This window comes from Allobosea vaviloviae (assembly GCF_001298265.1).
Lineage (GTDB): Bacteria > Pseudomonadota > Alphaproteobacteria > Rhizobiales > Beijerinckiaceae > Allobosea > Allobosea vaviloviae_B.
The window spans coordinates 125,398-140,115 of record NZ_LGSZ01000048.1 but is presented as its reverse complement, the minus strand read 5'-3'; the positions used below and the strand labels follow the sequence as shown (position 1 = coordinate 140,115).

Genomic DNA, 14,718 nt, shown 5'->3' with positions numbered 1-14,718 from the left:
TCGAACGATCGCCATCCCTGCCGATAGCGCGCTTGGCCGCGATCTTGCCCGGTGGCAAAGCGAGCGAGCCTTGCCGCGCTGCCATGATGCGCCTGTTCAGGAGACGACCCTTGCCAGCTTCCGCCTTCCTGCCGTCTCCTGCCCTGGATGCCGCTGTCGTCGCCCGTGAGACCTTCGCCGCTTCGGTCTTCGAAAGCCTGCGCGCCGACAGCGTCGATGGGCCGGGTGTGACGCGCACCTCCTACATGGCGGGCGAGCAGCGCGCCCATGACGCCGTCGCTGAGCTGGCCAGCGGCCTCGGGCTCGCCGTCTCGGTCGATGCGGCCGGCAACCTCGCGGCGCGCTTCGCCGGCCGGCGTCCGGAACTGCCGGCCTGGATCACCGGCTCGCATCTGGATTCCGTGCATGTCGGGGGCAATTTCGACGGGGCTGCCGGCGTCGTCGCCGGCCTGACGGCGATCGCGGCGATGATCGACGCCGGCTTGCGGCCGCAGCGCGACATCGTCCTGATGGCTTTCCGGGCCGAGGAGAGCAGCACCTGGTTCGTCGGGCGCCATGGCGGCCATCTCGGCAGCCGCGCGGCGCTGGGTTCGCTCTGGGAGGGCGAACTCGACAGTGCCATCCATGTCGCGACCGGCCGTCCCCTGCGCGCGATGATGACGGAGGCCGGCTTCGATCCGGGGCGGATCGAGACGGGGCCGTCGATCCTCAACCCCGCCGATTATGCGGGCTATATCGAGTTGCATATCGAGCAGGGACCGATCCTGGAAAACCGCGCCATTCCTGTCGGCATCGTCACCGGCATCCGCGGCGCCTATCGCGTGCGCAACGGCAGGGTGCTCGGCGCCTACTCGCATTCGGGTGCGGTGCCCCATGAATACCGCCAGGACGCGGTCTTCGCGATGGCCGACCTCGTCATGGCGCTGGATGGCGAGTGGGCCCGCCGTCGCGCGGCGGGCGAGGACCTCGTCGTCACGGTCGGCAAGTTCGCGACGGAGGCCGAAAGGCACTCGCTGACCAAGGTGCCGGGCCAGGTCGATTTCGCCATCGACATCCGCAGCCAGGGCCGCGATACGCTCGACGGCATGGAGACCTTTCTGCGCGACAAGGCCCGTATGATCGAGGCGCAGCGCGGCGTCGCACTGACGCTCGAGCCCTTCGATCGGTCGTCGCCTTCGCCGATGGCGCCGCTCCTCGTCGCGGCGCTGCAGGAAGGCGCGGAAGGCCTCGGTATTCCCTATCTGACGATGGCGAGCGGCGGCGGCCATGACGCCCAGGATTTCGCCGATGCCGGGATTCCCGCGGCGATGATCTTCGTGCGCAACGACAAGGGCAGCCACAACCCGAACGAGGCCATGGAGATCGCCGATTTCATGCAGGCGACGCGGGTTCTGGCGAATGTTCTGTGGGCGATGGCGGGGGAGGCATAACCCGCGCCACGACGGCAGCGACTACTCGCCCTCGCCGAACCGGTCCGCCACCAGCGTCTGCAGCGCCGTCAGCGCCTCCTTCGCCTCGCGGCCCTTGGCCACCACCGTGATCGTCGAGCCGATGCCGGCGCCCAACGTCAGGATGCCCATGATCGAGGTCGCGCCCACCGTCTCGCCGCAGCGCGTCACCGTGACGTCGGCGTCGAAGCCCGAGGCGCATTGCACGAATTTTGCCGTGGCGCGGGCGTGCAGCCCCTTCTTGTTGACGATCTGGAATTCGCCATAGAGCGCGCCGGCCGGAATCTCGACCTCGGGGCAGTCGCAGTCGTCCTCGCCATCGTTCATCTGGAAGTCCGTCGCCCTTCCGTCGACCATCATTTGCCGGCCAGCACGCGGCTGGCGACGGTGATGTATTTGCGGCCGGCATCCTGCGCGCTGGTCACCGCCTCGTCGAGGGTCTTCTCCTCGCGCACGCTGGCGAGCTTGATCAGCATCGGCAGGTTGATCCCGGCGACGACGTCGATCCGGCCGGGCTCCATCACCGAGATGGCGAGATTGGAGGGCGTGCCGCCGAACATGTCGGTCAGGACGATGACACCCTTGCCGGTCTCGACCTCCTCGACTGCCGCGATGATGTCGCGGCGACGGCCTTCCATGTCGTCATCGGGAGCGATGGCGATGGTGGCGAGGTTTGCCTGAGGGCCGACGACATGTTCGAGCGCGGCACGGAATTCCGTGGCCAGATGCCCATGCGTCACGAGGACGAGTCCGATCATTCACTATGGCACCGGAGAGCGCTTGCGGGCGCCCGGACAAGGTCGCGGTTTATGCGGCAGGTGCGAAGGATAGGCAAGCCGGCTGCGCAGAAACTTGTCGAATTTTCGACATCAGCCGTCATCCATGAACAGCCGCAGCCCTGCCAGCACCGTGCGTTCGTCGCCCGCGCGACCCATCACGGTCAGGCGCGGCAGGTCGATGCCCGCCAGTCTCTCGACCAGATCCTCGGGCTGCGGCATGCGCGCGGGCTCGGTTGCGCTGAGATCGACGACGAGGCGCACGACCACGCCAGCCAGATGCGGCTCCGGCGTCAGCCCCAGCCCGCGCCGTTCGATCAGCCCTTCCAGCGGCGCGACGGGCCGCGCCAGCAGCCGCCCGCCATGCACGGTGAGCGATGTGCGGTCATCGGCGACGAGCCGCGCGAACAGCCCGGCCCACCGCGCCTGGTCGATCAGTGCCAGCGCCAGGACGGACTTGCCGGCGCCCGACGGACCACGGATCAGCACGCCGGCCTCACCGATCGCGACGGTGGTGGCGTGAACCCGGGCGGGGCTTCGGCCGTCGTCCGGATGGGTCGGGAGCGGATCAGTATTTTGGGTCAAGCAGGCTTCCACGCTCTCCCCGGGCGGTTCACACCCAGGGTTCATCCCGGCCCGATCCGCCTGCGCCTGGATGTGCGGCCAAGGCGGCCACACCGACATGCAAGGGGGCCCCGCGCCATTGCGGGGCGGCGCCTGCGGTCAGGCCGCCAGCGAATTGACCGGCGCCGCCGCCTTCACGGCATCGTCGACATGGTCCTCGAAGCGCTTGAAGTTCTTGGCGAACATGGCGACGAGGTTCTTCGCCGTCTCCGAGAACGCGGCTTTGTCCTGCCAGGTCTTGACCGGATAGAGGATGTGCGGCTCGACGCCGGGAACCGAGGTCGGCACCGCGAAGCCGAAATAGGGATCGCGGCGGAAATCGGCGCGGTTGAGCGAGCCGTCGAGCGCCGCCGTCAGCAGGCGGCGGGTGACGCGGATCGGCATGCGGCGACCGGTGCCGTACTGACCGCCGGTCCAGCCGGTGTTCACCAGCCAGCAATCGACATGGTGCTTGGCGATGAAGTCGCGCAGCAGATTGGCGTATTCCGACGGGTGGCGCGGCAGGAAGGGCGAGCCGAAGCAGGTCGAGAATTCCGGCTCGACGCCGGTGAGGCCACGCTCGGTGCCGGCGACCTTGGCGGTGTAGCCGGAGAGGAAATGATACATCGCCTCGGCCGGCGTCAGCTTGGCGATCGGCGGCATCACGCCGAAGGCATCGGCGGTGAGCATGACGATGTTCTTCGGGATGCCGGCGCGCCCGGTGCGCGAGGCGTTGGGGATGAAGTCGAGCGGATAGGCCGAGCGGGTGTTCTCGGTCTTGCTGCCGTTGTCGAAATCGACCTCGCGCGTGATCTCGTCCATCACGATGTTCTCGAGCACGGTGCCGAAACGCTGCGAAGCGGCATAGATCTGCGGCTCGGCCTCGGCCGAGAGCTTGATCGTCTTGGCGTAGCAGCCGCCTTCGAAATTGAAGATACCGTCCTTCGACCAGCCGTGCTCGTCGTCTCCGAGCAAAGTGCGGTCGGGATCGGCCGAGAGCGTCGTCTTGCCGGTGCCAGAAAGGCCGAAGAAGATCGCCGAATCGTCGTTGGAGCCGACATTGGCCGAGCAGTGCATCGGCACCACGCCCTTCGTCGGCAGGACGAAGTTGAGATAGGTGAAGACCGATTTCTTCATCTCGCCGGCATAGGCGGAGCCGCCGATCAGCACGATCTTGCGGGTGAAGTCGATCGCGATCACGGTCTCGCTGCGGCAGCCATGGCGGGCCGGATCGGCCTTGAAGCTCGGCAGATCGACGATCGTCATCTCCGGCACATACCCGGCGATCTCCTCGACGGCCGGGCGGATCAGCAGGTTGCGGATGAACAGGGAATGCCAGGCGAGTTCGGTGAAGACGCGCGCCTTGACGCGGTGAGCCGGATCGGCGCCGCCATAGAGATCCTGCGCGAAGAGCTCCTTGCCCTGCGTATGGGCGATGAAATCCGCCAGCAGCGTCTCGAAATGCTCCGGCGACATCGCCGCGTTGTTCTCCCACCAGACCGTCTTGTCGGTCAGCGCGTCGCGCACGGTGAACTTGTCCTTGGGCGAACGGCCGGTATGGGTGCCGGTGTCGGCGCAGAGCGCGCCTTGCCGCGACAGCTCGGATTCACCCCGCGCCAGCGATTCCTCGTAGAGCCTCGCCGCCTCGAGATTCCAGTAGACCGTCTTCAGACCGCGGAAGCCGAACGTCTCCGCTCCATGGGCGGCATTGAACTGACCGATGGTTTTCACAGGAACCTCCCGAAGCGGACGCGCCGGTCGCGGCCGCTGATCTGCAAGGGTGCGCAGAGGCAAAAAAGCCCGCGCGGATGAGCCGAGTGGCGCGTCGATAACCGATCCTTAAGGCTATGATCGCGCCGGCTCAAGGCATCGAACCGTCAGGGGTGCGAACAATCGCGCCTAAATCGTTTGAATAAAATCAACGTGGTAAATCATGGCGCTAGGTCGCCTCCCGGGCCTGGGCCGCAAGCGCTGCGAGCGCCGCCCTGAGCGCGCCGGCCGACGCCACCGGCGTCGGGAAGGCCAGCCGCAGCACCGTGTCGCCGCGGGCGAGGTCGGCCCCATCCGGGTCGAGGCCGGTGAGACGCCATTTGCCGTCGGCGGCGCTGAGCAGGCCCGTGGCAAAATATCTGACCGCCTCGGCGTGGTCCGCGTTCATATGGGCGACGGCGCCCTCTTCGATCGCCGCGATCGCGTGCGCGGCGACGGCCTCGCTGAGCAGATCGGACGGTGCCAGCTCATAGGCGCGGCCGAACCCGCCATTCAGGCTCGCGCCCTCGATGCTCAACGAAAAGAACGAGAAATCGCCGAAATCGGCATAGAGCGCGGCTTTGGGTTGGCGCGACAGGAAGCGGCGGCGGATGCGGATGCCATCGGGAGTCTCGCGGTCGACCTTGGCGGCGCGCAGTTTCAGCGTGATGCGGGCATGGGCGAGCGGGTCGCCCTTGCCGCCTGGCGACAGCAGCAGCGAACAGCGTGGATCAGCCTCCAGATGGCCGGTATGGGCGGACAGCGCCGAAACCAGGATCAGCGGCGTGCCGTCGACGTCGGTCGCGAGGCTGACGAGGCTTGCCGCGGGATGGCCGTCCCGCCCCAGCGTGGCCAGCGAGCCGGATCGGGCGCTCCGCAGCAGTTGCTTCCCCAGAGATCGCGCCGTGTCGTCTGTCGGGCGGATCGGATCCTTGCGCTCAGGCGCCGGCATTTGGGACTGTTGCATGGAACTTCTCGGCCTGAGGGCTCTTTCTGTGACGGGGACATAGGCAAACCGCCATGGCACCGCTAGATTGCCGCCACGGTTTAGCCGCTCTCTCGCGAGAGTTGACCCAGTTATTGCAACGCGGCCAAGAGACAAAGAGCTTATGCCAACCATTGCGCTGGTCGATGACGACCGCAACATCCTCACCTCGGTTTCCATTGCGCTCGAGGCCGAGGGCTACCGCATCATGACCTATACCGACGGCGCCTCGGCGCTGGATGGGCTGAAGCAGAACCCGCCGGACCTGGCGATCTTCGACATCAAGATGCCGCGCATGGACGGCATGGAGCTGCTGCGCCGGCTGCGCCAGAAGTCGGACCTGCCGGTCATCTTCCTGACCTCGAAGGATGAGGAGATCGACGAGCTCTTCGGCCTGAAGATGGGCGCCGACGACTTCATCCGGAAGCCGTTTTCGCAACGCCTGCTGGTCGAGCGCGTCAAGGCGATCCTGCGTCGCTCGGGCGCCAAGGACCCGGCCGCCGCGCCGCGCAGCGAGGACGCCAAGGCACTCGAGCGCGGCCTGCTGCGCATGGACCCCGAGCGCCATACCTGCACCTGGAAGGGCGAGCCGGTCACGCTCACCGTCACCGAGTTCCTGATCCTGCAGTCGCTGGCGCAGCGGCCCGGCGTGGTGAAGAGCCGCAACGCCCTGATGGACGCGGCCTATGACGACGAGGTTTATGTCGACGACCGCACCATCGACAGCCACATCAAGCGCCTGCGCAAGAAGTTCAACCAGGTCGATGTCGACTTCGACATGATCGAGACCTTGTACGGCGTCGGCTACCGGTTCAAGGAAGGCTGACGTCCCGCCGTCATTGCGAGCGAAGCGAAGCAATTGGGCGGAGCGTTGCCACCCCTGGATTGTTTCGTCGCTGCGCGCGCAGCAGTGACGTCGAACGCAACACGGCGGACGCGATGGCGACGATCGACGACGAACGCGCGGCGCAGGCCCGCACGGGCAAGGCCGGGCCGACGCTGAGCCGACGGCTCGGCACCATGGGCCGGCGCTGGCTCCGCGCGATCTCGTCTCGGGCGGCGTCCAGTCTCACCCGGCGCATCGTCGTCCTGAACCTGGGCGGCCTCGTCGCGCTGCTTGTCGGTTTCCTCTACCTCAACCAGTTCCGCGAAGGCCTGATCGAGGCGCGGGTGCAGAGCCTGCTGACGCAGGGCGAGATCATCGCCGGCGCGATTGCGGCCTCCGCCACGGTCGAAACCGACGCGATCACCATCGACCCCGACAAGCTGCTCCAGCTCCAGGCGGGCGAGAGCGCCGGCATCGCTGAGGACCCGCTCGACTTCTCGATCAACCCGGAGAAGGTCGCGCCGCTGCTGCGCCGCCTGGTCACGCCGACCAAGACCCGGGCGCGCATCTACGATCGCGACGGCCTTCTGACCCTGGACTCGCGCAGCCTGTATTCGCGCGGCGACGTGCTGCGGCTCGACCTGCCGCGCGTCGGCGAGCCCGACGAGGCGCCGCTGCTGGAACGCACCTGGAACCTGCTGCGCAACCGGCTCGGGCGCGCCGACGTGCCTGTTTACGACGACTTCGAGAACGCCAACGGCAAATCCTATCCCGAGGTGGCGCGCGCCCTGAACGGGATGCCGGCTAGCGTCGTGCGGGTGAATACGCGCGGCCAGACCATCGTCTCTGTCGCCGTGCCGGTGCAGCGCTTCCGCGCGGTCAAGGGCGCGCTGCTGCTCTCGACGCAAGGGGGCGACATCGACGCGGTCATCGTCTCCGAGCGCTATGCGATCTTCCGGGTCTTCGCCATCTCGGCCGCCGTGATGATCGTGCTCTCGGTGCTGCTCGCCGGCACCATCGCCGAGCCGATCCGCAAGCTCGCCGACGCGGCCCAGCGCGTGCGCCGGGGCGTGAAATCGTGCGAGCAGATTCCCGATTTCGCCAGCCGGCATGACGAGATCGGCCATCTCTCCGGCTCGCTGCGCGAGATGACCAAGGCGCTCTACAGCCGCATCGAGGCGATCGAGAGCTTCGCGGCCGATGTCGCCCACGAGCTCAAGAACCCGCTGACCTCGCTGCGCAGTGCCGTCGAGACCCTGCCGCGGGCGAAGAACGACGAGTCGCGCGGGCGCCTGCTGGCGGTGATTCAGCATGATGTGCGCCGGCTCGACCGGCTGATCTCCGACATCTCCGACGCATCAAGGCTCGACGCCGAGCTCGCGCGCAACGATTCCGGCCCGGTCGATCTGGCACAGGTCCTGGAGGCGGTGGTTTCCGTCCAGAACGAGACCCGCCGCGAAGGCCAGCCCGTGATCGAGCTCGTGACCGAGCGCAGAGGCCAGCGGCCGAGCGGGCGGGACGGCTTCCTGGTGCTCGGCCATGATTCCAGGCTCGGCCAGGTCCTCGTCAACCTGATCGACAATGCCCGCTCCTTCTCGCCCGCCGACAAGCCGGTGCGCGTCATGCTCTCGCGCGTGGGCGACGACGTGCTGATCACGGTCGAGGATGACGGGCCGGGCATCGAGCCGCATGCGCTGGAGCGCGTCTTCGAGCGCTTCTATACGGACCGGCCGAATGAGGGCTTCGGCCAGAATTCGGGCTTGGGCCTGTCGATCTCGCGGCAGATCATCGAGGCCCATCGCGGCTCGATCCGGGCGGAGAACCGCCTCGGTCCCCCGGATGCCGATGGCGAGCAGCCGCGTCTGGGTGCGCGCTTCATCGTCTGCCTCCCCGCCATCCCGCAGGCGGCCTGACCACCATGGAAGCGCTCCCCGTGCTCACCGATTTTTGACCGAGAGGCTTGAAGCAGCGTGGCCATCCTGATCGTCATCGTCCGTCTCATCGCCACGCTCGTCATCCTCGGTTCGACGATCTGGGGCTCGGGCCTCTTGTTCTTCCGGTTGGATGGCACGACCGCGACCGTCGCCTCCATCGGCTTTTGCCTTGCGGGCCTGGCCGGCGCGATCGGCCTGTGGAGCGGCGCGGCCAGGCTGCCGCTGTCCTTCGCCGTGCTCTTCGTCGGCCTGCTCGGCTGGTGGAACGGCCTTGTCCCATCCCACGACCGCGACTGGATTCCCGAACTCGCCCGCCTGCCCTCGATCAGCCGCGAGGGCGAGACGCTGACGGTCTCGAACCTGCGCAATTTCAACTGGCGCAGCGAAAGCGATTACGACGAGCGCTGGGAGACCCGCCGCTACGATCTGAGCAAGGTCGAAGGCATCGACCTGTTCCTGTCCTACTGGTCGGGCGAGGCGATCGCGCATCTGCTCGTCAGCTTCCCCTTCGCCGACCAGCCGCCTTTGACCTTCTCGATCGAGGTCCGGCGCGAGAAGGGCGAGGAATGGTCGGCGCTGGCCGGCTTCTTCCGCAGCTATGAAATGGCCTATGTCGCCGCCCCCGAGCGCGACCTCATCGGCCTGCGCAGCCATGCCCGCAAGGAGGATGTGCGGCTGTTCCGCATCGCCGCCACGCCGGCGCAGGCGCGCGATGTGCTGCTCGCCTATGTCGACGACGTGAATAAGCTTGCCGCGCAGCCGCGCTGGTACAACACGCTGACGACCAACTGCACCACCGTGGTCTACACGCTCGTCGGCTCCGTCGCCCCGGCCTGGAAATTCTCGCTGCCGCTCGATCCGCGCGTGCTGCTCTCGGGCTACCTGCCGGGCTATCTGCACCGCATCGGCGCGGTCAGGAGCGACATCCCGCTGGACGATCTGGTCCGGCAGGCGCGCATCGGCGAGAGGGCGCGGACGATCTCGCTCGACGATCCGGATTTCTCGAAGAAGATCCGCGAGGGCGTGCCGCTCGGGCGGCGTTAAACGGCTGTCTCAGATCGCCGCGCCGTCGCTCACCGTATCGGCCCCCAGCCCCAGCCGGATGGCGCGCACGATGTCGGCTTCCGCCGCCCCGCCGCGCTTGCGCGGATGGGCCTCGGAGATGCGGTGCTCGGCGATGATCTGGCCGGGCGCGCCGGACAGGATCACCACCCGGTCTGCGAGATAGGCGGCCTCGTCGATATCGTGGGTGACGAAGAGCACGGTCTTGCCCGTGCGCTGCCAGACGCGGATCAGTTCGTCCTGCAGGCTTTCGCGGGTCAGTGCGTCGAGGGCCGAGAACGGCTCGTCCATCAGCAGAATCTCGGGATCGACCGCGAGCGCCCGCGCCAGCGAGACGCGCTGGCGCTGGCCGCCGGAGAGCTGATGCGGCCAGCGCTGCGCCAGCGAGCCCAATCCCACCAGATCGAGCATCTCCTGCGCCTTGGCCAGCCGCGCCGCGCGCGGAACCTGGCCTTCCAGGCCGAAGCCGACATTGACGACGACCTTGCGCCAGGGGAGAAGGCGGGAATCCTGGAAGACCAGAGCGACCGGCCGGCGGGTTGCGTCGCGCGCGTTGATCGCGACCTCGCCGGCGCTCGGCTTCGCCAGCCCGGCGATGACGCGCAGCAGCGTCGACTTGCCGACGCCCGACGGCCCGACGATGGCGAGGAACTCGCCGCGCGCCACCGACAGATCGAGCCTGCGCAGCACCTCGGTCTGCTCGCCGTCGCGGGTGAAGGTCAGCGAGAGGCCCCGAATCTCGATCACGGTCTTGTCGCTCACGCTCTTGTCGATCACGCTTTCCAACGCAGCACCCATTTCTGGAAGGCGACGAACAGGGTGTCGAGGAACCCGTAAAGTCCGGCCATGGTGAGCATGTAGACCACGACGATGTCGGTCGCGAGCAGGCTGGAGGCCTGCATCATGCGCTGGCCGACGCCGGCCACGCCGAAGATCTCGGCGGCCACGACGGCCATCCAGGCCTGCCCGAGCGCCGTCCTGACGCCGACGAGGATGCCGGGCATCGCTGCCGGCAGCAGGATCTTGGTCAGGCGCTGCCAGGGCGAGCGGAAGCCGAAGGCGTCGGCCACCTCGATCAGGTCGCGGTCGACGCCGCGGATTGCGCCTTGCGCCGCGAAGAAGACGATCCAGAACACGCCGATCGCGATGATGAAGACGGCGGCAGACGGGTTCACGCCGAACCAGATGATCGCGAAAGGCACCCAGGCGAGGCCGGGAATCGGCCGCAGCACGCGCACGACCCAGGCGGTGGCCTCCTCGGCCGTGCGCGACATGCCGACGAGCACGCCGAGTGCGGCCCCCAACAGCGAGCCGGTGAAGAGCCCGACGAAGTAATGCCAGAGCGAGCCGAGGATCGCCGAGAGCCAGGCGCCGGACCGGATTTCGGACAGGAACGCCTTTGGCAGCACGCTCGGACCCGGCAGGAAAGCTGGGTTGACGATCCCGAAGAACGGGATCGCCTCCCACAGCAGCAGGAAGGCGACAAGGCCCAGGAAGGCGAGGGCGGGCGCCCGGAGCGAGGCCATGCTGTCAGCCGGCCGCCTTGACGGCGCGTTCGTAAAACTGTGTCTCGAACAACCCGTCGAAGGGCAGTTCCTTCTCCAGCGAGCCGAGCTTGACCTGGTAGGCCTGCATCGCGCGCGAGGGCTCGATGATCTTGCGCGGGTCGATCTCGAAGGTCGAGGCCGGCGAGACCAGCGCCTTGCGGATCAAAGCGGGGTCGACGATGCCCTTGCCGAGCGCGGCGCCGACATGGGGCGCGGCCTTGTCGGGGTTCTTGGCGATCAGATCGGCGGCGCGCACCAGGCTGTCGACGAGCTTCTGCACCGCCTCGGGATTCTTGGTGACGAAGGCGCCGGAGCCGGCGACGACCGTACCGGGCTGGCCCGGGAAGAGCTCCTGCCCGCCCGCGATCAGCCTGATGCCGGGGTTGCGGGTCTGGACGATGGTCAGCGCCGGCTCGCGCACGATGCCGCCCTCGACAGCGCCGGCGAGCACCGCCTGCTGCGTCGCGTCGATCCCCATCGGCACGATCTCGACATCGCCCTTCTCGGCCTTCGCGACCTCCCAGAGCCAGTATTGCAGCACGGTGTTGGGGACCGAGCCGGCGGGCTGTGTGGCCAGCCGCGCTGCCTTGCCGGTCGCCGCCTTGTGCGCCTTGAAGGCTGCGGCCGGCGCCGCGCCCGGCGTGAAGAACTTCGCCAGGGCCGGCGCCGCCACGAAGACGTTCTCCGCAATGGCGGTCGCGGCCACCACCCGCACATCGACGCCGCGCGAGCGCGCGACCGCCAGAGGCGCAATGCCGGCGAGGTAGAAGTCGATCGTACCCGAGGCGAAGGCCTGGATCATGTTGGGGCCGGATTCGAAGACGGTGAAGCTCGCAGCGATCCCGGCCTCCTTCAGCCAGCCCTCGCCCTGGGCAACGAAGACAGGCGCCGTGCCGATGATCGGGATGTAGCCGATGCGGGCTGCGACGGGCGCCTGTGCGAGGACCGGCGCGAAGGGGGCGGCGGCGACCAGGCTGGAGCCTGCAAGCAGGAACTGGCGGCGATCCATGGTCGAAAATCCTCAACTTGGAGGCGTCGAAAAGACGCCTATTGACAGTCTCAGAAAAGGATTTTCTATCTGAATACAAGAGACGCCGCTTAAAAAGAAAAAGTATCTCTTATTATCACTGATGACGATATGAATGTTCTCTATTGGCTGGATGGAAGAGAATGGACGCGATAGACCGGAAAATCCTGACGGTGCTGCAGGGTGACGCCAATATCTCGATCGCCGAATTGGCCGATCGGGTCGGGCTCTCGCAGACGCCCTGCTGGAAGCGCATCCAGAAGCTGGAGCAGTCCGGCGTCATCCTCAAGCGCGTGGCGCTGGTGGCGCCGGAGAAGATCGGACTTGGTCTGACCGTCTTCGTCCAGATCGAGACATCAGACCATTCCGGGCCTTGGCTCGAGAAGTTCGCGCAGATGGTCTCCGCCATGCCGGAGGTGATGGAGTTCTATCGCATGGCCGGCGATGTCGACTACATGCTGCGCGTCGTCGTCGCCGACATGTCGGCCTATGACGGCTTCTACAAGAAGCTGATCGAGACGATTCCCCTGAAGAACGTCACCTCGCGCTTCGCCATGGAGCGGATCAAGTCGACGACCGCCTATCGCGTGCCGGATCTGCCGAAGCCGTGAGCCTCTCAATCGGGCTCCCTCCCTTCTGCTCGTCCCTGACGCCAGAGCGCCTCGCCTCGTGCTGGAAGCGCGTGTCATCCCGGACGCAGCGCAGCGGAGATCCGGGATCCATGCCTGAAGCGGGATCGTAAGCGTTCCGGAATGGGTTCCGGGTCAAGCCCGGGACGACGTCGCGTCTCCCGAGCCGGCCGCTCGATACCCAGCGAACCCGATGCCCAATGAAGAAGGGGCGGGCACGTGTCGTGCCCGCCCCTTCGGGTTCCGATCCTGCGGAAAACCTCGCGCCAGCGTCGCCCGATCAGGCGGCGACGGCCTCGATCGTCTTCTTCTCCCATTCCTCGCCCCAGATCATCACGGCATGGCCCGGCGAGACCTCGCGGAACTGGCGGATCGGCGGAACGAAGTCCGGCGCGCGCACCGGGCTCTTGATTTCGTCGTTGGACGGCGGGGTCTTCTCGTGGCGGCGGGTCGGATCGGCGATCGGAACCGCGGCGAGCAGGCGCTTGGTGTAGGGGTGCTGCGGATTGCCGAAGATCGCCTCGCGCGGGCCGATCTCGACGATCTCGCCGAGATACATCACCGCGACCCGGTGGCTGACGCGCTCCACCACCGCCATGTCGTGCGAGATGAAGAGATAGGCCAGCCCCATGCGGGCCTGCAGCTCCAGCATCAGGTTGACGACCTGCGCCTTGACCGAGACGTCGAGCGCCGAGACGGCCTCGTCGGCCACGATCAGCCGGGGCTCGACGGCCAGTGCGCGTGCGATGCAGATGCGCTGGCGCTGGCCGCCCGAGAACTCGTGCGGGAAGCGGCTGGCCATGTCGGGCTGCAGGCCGACGCGGCGCAGAAGCTCGGCGATCTGGTCGCGGGCTTCCGAGCGGGTCGCGAGCTTGTTGATCAGCAGCGGCTCGGCGATGGCTGCACCGACATTCATGCGCGGGTTCAGCGACGCGAAGGGGTCCTGGAAGATCATCTGCATGCGCTTGCGCTGCTCGCGCAGATCGGTCTGGTTGAGCTTGAGCACATCGACGCCGTCGAGCAGCACGGAGCCCGACAGCGGCTCGATCAGGCGCATCACCGAGCGGCCTGTCGTCGACTTGCCGCAACCGGATTCGCCGACCAGCGCCAGCGTCTCGCCGGCCTGGACGCTGAACGAGACGTTCTCGACCGCATGGACGCGGCCCGTGACCGAGCCCAGCAGGCCGGACCGGATTTCGAAGCGCGTCGTCAGGTCGGAGACCTCGAGCACCGGCCGCTCGGCGGCCTTGACGGTGTCGGGCGTCTCCGTCGGTACGTCCGACTCGCCCGTGGCGCGGTCGACGACGGGGAAGCGCATCGGCCGCTTGCGGCCTTCCATCGAGCCGAGCTTGGGCACCGAGGCCAGAAGCGAACGGGTATAGGGGTGTTCGGCGCGCGCGAAGATGTCCTCCGTCGCCCCGGTCTCGACGGCCTGGCCGTTATACATCACGACCGTGCGGTCAGCGATTTCGGCGACGACGCCCATGTCGTGGGTGATGAAGAGCACGGACATGCCCTCCTCCTCCTGCAGCAGCTTGATCAGCTGCAGGATCTGCGCCTGGATCGTCACGTCGAGCGCGGTGGTCGGCTCGTCGGCGATCAGGAGCTTGGGTTTGCAGGCGAGCGCCATGGCGATCATCACGCGCTGGCGCATGCCGCCGGAAAAGCGGTGCGGATATTCGTGGAAGCGCGACTTGGCGGCGGGGATGCGGACCTTCTCGAGCAGGCGCACCGTCTCGGCCTCGGCCTCCGAGCGCGACATGTTGCGATGCAGGATCAGCGCCTCGGCGATCTGGAAGCCGATCGTCAGCACAGGATTGAGCGAGGTCATCGGCTCCTGGAAGATCATCGCGACGTCGTTGCCGCGGATCTTGCGCATCTGCGGCTCGGGCAGCGTCAGCAATTCCTGGCCGGCGAGCTTGATCGAGCCCTCGATCTTGCTCGAACCCTGCGGTGTCAGCCGCATGATCGACAACGCCGTCACGCTCTTGCCCGAGCCGGATTCGCCGACGACCGCCAGGGTCTCCTTGGGCGCGATGTCGAAGGAGACGCCGCGGACGACCGGCTTCCACAGGCCCTCGACCCGAAACGACGTGGTCAGGTTGGAGACGGACAGGATGGGCGTTGTCATG

Annotated in this window: 14 protein-coding genes; 5 read left to right on the top strand and 9 right to left on the bottom strand. The window is 67.3% G+C overall.

The features are described 5' to 3' along the window. Window positions 1-110: 110 nt before the first annotated feature. Entirely contained in the window at window positions 111-1,430 is a 1,320-nt protein-coding gene (locus AE618_RS16870) for a Zn-dependent hydrolase (RefSeq protein WP_054210232.1), read from the top strand. A gap of 21 nt (window positions 1,431-1,451) precedes the next feature. Here the strand turns inward: AE618_RS16870 and AE618_RS16865 are convergent, their stop codons facing one another. From AE618_RS16865 to AE618_RS16845, 5 genes are all read right to left on the bottom strand, one after another. Next, window positions 1,452-1,775, bottom strand: coding sequence for an HPr family phosphocarrier protein (locus AE618_RS16865; RefSeq protein WP_054210482.1), 324 nt, complete (start codon window positions 1,773-1,775; stop codon window positions 1,452-1,454). Between the two features lie 29 nt (window positions 1,776-1,804). After that, the gene (locus AE618_RS16860) at window positions 1,805-2,206 is read right to left on the bottom strand and encodes a PTS sugar transporter subunit IIA (protein ID WP_054210231.1); all 402 of its coding nucleotides are present in this window, start codon (window positions 2,204-2,206) and stop codon (window positions 1,805-1,807) included. 111 nt (window positions 2,207-2,317) lie between these two features. Then, window positions 2,318-2,809, bottom strand: coding sequence for an HPr kinase/phosphorylase (locus AE618_RS16855; RefSeq protein WP_197280809.1), 492 nt, complete (start codon window positions 2,807-2,809; stop codon window positions 2,318-2,320). Between the two features lie 138 nt (window positions 2,810-2,947). Then, a complete protein-coding gene (locus AE618_RS16850) occupies window positions 2,948-4,558 on the bottom strand; it encodes a phosphoenolpyruvate carboxykinase (RefSeq protein WP_054210229.1) in 1,611 nt (536 codons plus the stop codon). 208 nt (window positions 4,559-4,766) lie between these two features. Further along, the gene (locus AE618_RS16845) at window positions 4,767-5,543 is read right to left on the bottom strand and encodes a HugZ family protein (protein WP_248310911.1); all 777 of its coding nucleotides are present in this window, start codon (window positions 5,541-5,543) and stop codon (window positions 4,767-4,769) included. A 142-nt stretch (window positions 5,544-5,685) separates the two neighbouring features. Here AE618_RS16845 and AE618_RS16840 point away from each other — a divergent pair, with 142 nt between their 5' ends. From AE618_RS16840 to AE618_RS16830, 3 genes are all read left to right on the top strand, one after another. Next, on the top strand, window positions 5,686-6,387 hold the full coding sequence (locus tag AE618_RS16840; RefSeq protein WP_054210227.1) for a response regulator transcription factor: 702 nt from the start codon (window positions 5,686-5,688) through the stop codon (window positions 6,385-6,387). 113 nt (window positions 6,388-6,500) lie between these two features. Beyond that, a complete protein-coding gene (locus AE618_RS16835; protein ID WP_054210226.1) occupies window positions 6,501-8,300 on the top strand; it encodes a sensor histidine kinase in 1,800 nt (599 codons plus the stop codon). 57 nt (window positions 8,301-8,357) lie between these two features. Further along, window positions 8,358-9,365, top strand: a complete 1,008-nt coding sequence (locus AE618_RS16830) for an Lnb N-terminal periplasmic domain-containing protein (protein ID WP_054210225.1) — start codon at window positions 8,358-8,360, stop codon at window positions 9,363-9,365. Window positions 9,366-9,374: 9 nt separating this feature from the next. Here AE618_RS16830 and AE618_RS16825 read toward each other — a convergent pair whose 3' ends face one another. From AE618_RS16825 to AE618_RS16815, 3 genes are read right to left on the bottom strand one after another with little or no spacing between them, the layout of a single operon-like run. Beyond that, entirely contained in the window at window positions 9,375-10,181 is an 807-nt protein-coding gene (locus AE618_RS16825) for an ABC transporter ATP-binding protein (protein WP_054210224.1), read from the bottom strand. Further along, entirely contained in the window at window positions 10,157-10,909 is a 753-nt protein-coding gene (locus tag AE618_RS16820) for an ABC transporter permease (RefSeq protein ID WP_054210223.1), read from the bottom strand. Before AE618_RS16820 ends, AE618_RS16825 begins: the two co-directional genes overlap by 25 nt. 4 nt (window positions 10,910-10,913) lie before the next feature. Then, on the bottom strand, window positions 10,914-11,939 hold the full coding sequence (locus AE618_RS16815; RefSeq protein WP_054210222.1) for an ABC transporter substrate-binding protein: 1,026 nt from the start codon (window positions 11,937-11,939) through the stop codon (window positions 10,914-10,916). Between the two features lie 161 nt (window positions 11,940-12,100). Here AE618_RS16815 and AE618_RS16810 point away from each other — a divergent pair, with 161 nt between their 5' ends. Next, window positions 12,101-12,568 carry an Lrp/AsnC family transcriptional regulator gene (locus AE618_RS16810; RefSeq protein ID WP_054210221.1) on the top strand — a complete coding sequence of 156 codons (468 nt, stop codon included), beginning with the start codon at window positions 12,101-12,103 and terminating at the stop codon, window positions 12,566-12,568. Between the two features lie 298 nt (window positions 12,569-12,866). On the opposite strand, the gene AE618_RS16805 is transcribed toward AE618_RS16810, so the two are convergent. Continuing rightward, window positions 12,867-14,717 carry an ABC transporter ATP-binding protein gene (locus tag AE618_RS16805; RefSeq protein ID WP_156330317.1) on the bottom strand — a complete coding sequence of 617 codons (1,851 nt, stop codon included), beginning with the start codon at window positions 14,715-14,717 and terminating at the stop codon, window positions 12,867-12,869. Between the last annotated feature and the right edge of the window lies 1 nt (window position 14,718).